The organism is Neobacillus niacini NBRC 15566 (assembly GCF_001591505.1).
GTDB classification, from domain to species: domain Bacteria; phylum Bacillota; class Bacilli; order Bacillales; family Cytobacillaceae; genus Neobacillus; species Neobacillus niacini.
Window position 1 is genome coordinate 1 of record NZ_BCVA01000099.1, and the last position, 2,763, is coordinate 2,763.

The following is a 2,763-nucleotide window of genomic DNA, read 5'->3' on the forward strand; positions in this document are numbered from 1 at the left end:
CCCAATATTTCCAAGGCTTCATGACGATTTAATCAAGCGTTTGATTAGTTTACCTTCCGATCTAATCAAACGTTTAATTAGTTTTCATAGAAGAACACTATATATAATAAAACCAATATTCCCAAGGCTTCATGCCTTTTTAATCAAGCGTTTGATTAGTTTACCTTCCAATCTAATCAAACGTTTAATTAATTTTCACACTAAAAAAAACTGGATAGCCATAAAGACTATCCAGTAATTCCCAAAGTGTCCATACCACACGGACTGTGTCCACGAGTGGTGCCTGTCACCAATGTTGTCACCAATGTGATCCCTTTTTAAGCTTCAACAATATTTGGTTGTTGATATACTTCTTTATCGAATTCTCCCGTTGCTTTGCTTGTTAGGACTCCGGATGTGATGGCTCCGCTTACGTTTAGTGCTGTACGTCCCATGTCAATTAGTGGCTCGACTGAGATTAGGAGACCCACAATCGCAATTGGAAGATTCATAACAGATAGTACGATTAGCGCTGCGAATGTTGCACCGCCGCCCACTCCTGCTACACCGAATGAACTAATCGCAACCACAATAATTAATGAAATAATAAATCCTGGGCTTAATGGATCGATTCCTGCTGCTGGTGCAACCATAACGGCTAACATTGCAGGATATACCCCCGCACACCCGTTTTGACCGATTGAAAGTCCAAATGAACCTGCAAAGTTTGCAATCCCTTCAGAGACACCAAGGTCTTTCGTTTGCGTTTTAATCGTCAAAGGCAGGGTACCTGCACTTGACCTTGAAGTGAAGGCAAATGTTAAAGTTGGTAATGCTTTTTTTACATAGTTAACTGGGTTAATTTTTGCAATTGCTAATAACAATAAATGAACAATAAATACGAGAATAAGTGCTACATAGGAAGCAATAACAAACTTACCTAATTTTACAATCGCGTCATAGTTACTTGTTGCTGCAACCTTTGTAATAATCGCAAGAATACCGTATGGTGTTAAACGAAGGATAAGTGTTACTACCCTCATCGTTACTGAATATAAAGTATCGATAATTTTAGCAAATAAATCTGCATGCTCCGGTTCTTTTCGTTTAACGCCTAGGTAGGCAATTCCGATGAAAGCGGCAAAGATTACTACTGCAATCGTAGAAGTTGCACGTGCACCTGTTAAGTCTAAGAATGGATTACTAGGGAACATTTCAAGAATTTGCTGTGGTGCAGTCATCGTTTCAACCGTCGCTGCTCTTTCTGCCAATGCCTCATTTCGGGCATTTTCCGCCTCCCCTGCTGTCAGCTCAATGCCATCAAGGCCAAAGCCTAATGAAGTTCCAATACCTATCGCAGCAGAAATAGCAGTTGTTCCAAGAAGAATACCAATTACAAGGACACTGATTTTTCCAATGTTTTTCGTTAATTTTAATTTCGTAAAAGCTCCTACAATTGAAATAAATACAAGCGGCATAACAATCATTTGTAATAGCTTTACATAACCAGTTCCCACAATGCTAAACCAGTCAATTGTACTCGTTGTTACCTCGGAATCTGTACCGTAAATTAAATGAATAATAAAACCAAAGATAAGACCTAAACCTAAACCAGTGAATACACGTTTTGAGAATGATACATGTTTCTTTGCCATCATGCGTAAAACAACCATGAGCAAGAGCAATACAGCAACATTCACAATAATAAGAAATGCATTCATCTTGTTTCCCCCCTTATGTTATATATATTTTTTGTTGCGTAAAATAGTCTATGAGAATACTAATATATTTATTCCTATAGGTCAAGTAGGATTAATGTGTTTTTTTATTTTGTATAAAATAAACACTTTGATGGATACTACCTGCTAACGATTAAAACAGAAGGAGATATAATTATGGAGTTTAATTCCTATTGGTATCTGGGATTAGGTATCTTAAGTACTCTTCTGTTGATTTATGTGTATCAAAAAACTAAAGATCCTCGAAGTTTACTGCTTTTTCTTACTATGGTGGGTCTGGGGTATATTATAGAAACTGTGATATATAACTTCGGACATAGCTACCAGTATTATCCTAAACTTATTAAACACGATTCCTTCTATGATAGTAATATGGGAGCCATTGCCTCGAATGCACTGGCATTACCTGCTGCTGCTACATTTATAGCGACTTTTCGAAAAAATTGGCTCTGGATTCTATATTTTGTCAGTTTTTTTGCAGGTATTGAATGGTTATTCCTTAAGCTTGAAATCTATAAACATAATTGGTGGAAAATTGGATATACGACACTTGGTCTTCTTCTTGTATATTTTCCTTTAGCAAAAGTGTGCTATCGATTGTTCTTCCAGCCGTTACAAGGGAAACTCCACTCCATTTTTCTATACTTAATAATCAGTCCAGTATCAGCAACTTTGCAATTCATACCTGTTATGTTTTTTTCGTCTCGCTATTATGAACTGGGCTTGTTTGATACCCATTCAAAGGATACTACTGCTTTTGGCGCTATCTATTACTTATCAGCCTGTCTTTTCTATGTTTGGATAGTCAAACAACATTGGAAACTAAAATGGTTTAAGTATGTGGTAACTGTATGTTTAACATACGTGGTAAACCTTATTCTTAAAAAGGCAGAAATCCTCCACAGCCAAGTGTGGTGGGACCTAGCGTATTACGTCTTACTGTCTGTTTTTGTATTAAAATTCAGTTTAATCATTAGCAAACACTTAACAGGTGGGCCAAAAAAAATGCCTAACCCTGGGGATTAGATTGAGCATACGATTTGAT

General features: G+C 37.0%; 3 protein-coding genes. 2 read left to right on the forward strand and 1 reads right to left on the reverse strand.

The features are described from left to right. A partial coding sequence (locus tag BANA01_RS30240; RefSeq protein WP_218008438.1) for a hypothetical protein occupies positions 1-238 on the forward strand: 238 nt, incomplete at its 5' end. A gap of 79 nt (positions 239-317) precedes the next feature. Here BANA01_RS30240 and BANA01_RS28760 read toward each other — a convergent pair. Further along, positions 318-1,700 (reverse strand): L-cystine transporter, encoded by a 1,383-nt coding sequence (locus tag BANA01_RS28760; protein WP_063255658.1) that lies wholly within the window; start codon positions 1,698-1,700, stop codon positions 318-320. Positions 1,701-1,874: 174 nt separating this feature from the next. Between BANA01_RS28760 and BANA01_RS28765 the strand changes: the two genes are divergently transcribed. Further along, positions 1,875-2,744, forward strand: coding sequence for a hypothetical protein (locus tag BANA01_RS28765; protein WP_063255659.1), 870 nt, complete (start codon positions 1,875-1,877; stop codon positions 2,742-2,744). Positions 2,745-2,763 lie beyond the last annotated feature (19 nt).

Excerpts from the sequence above, each read along its gene's own strand:
- BANA01_RS28760 (WP_063255658.1), bottom strand. The coding sequence starts at position 1,700 with ATGAATGCATTTCTTATTATTGTGAATGTTGCTGTATTGCTCTTGCTC.
- BANA01_RS28765 (WP_063255659.1), top strand. The coding sequence starts at position 1,875 with ATGGAGTTTAATTCCTATTGGTATCTGGGATTAGGTATCTTAAGTACT.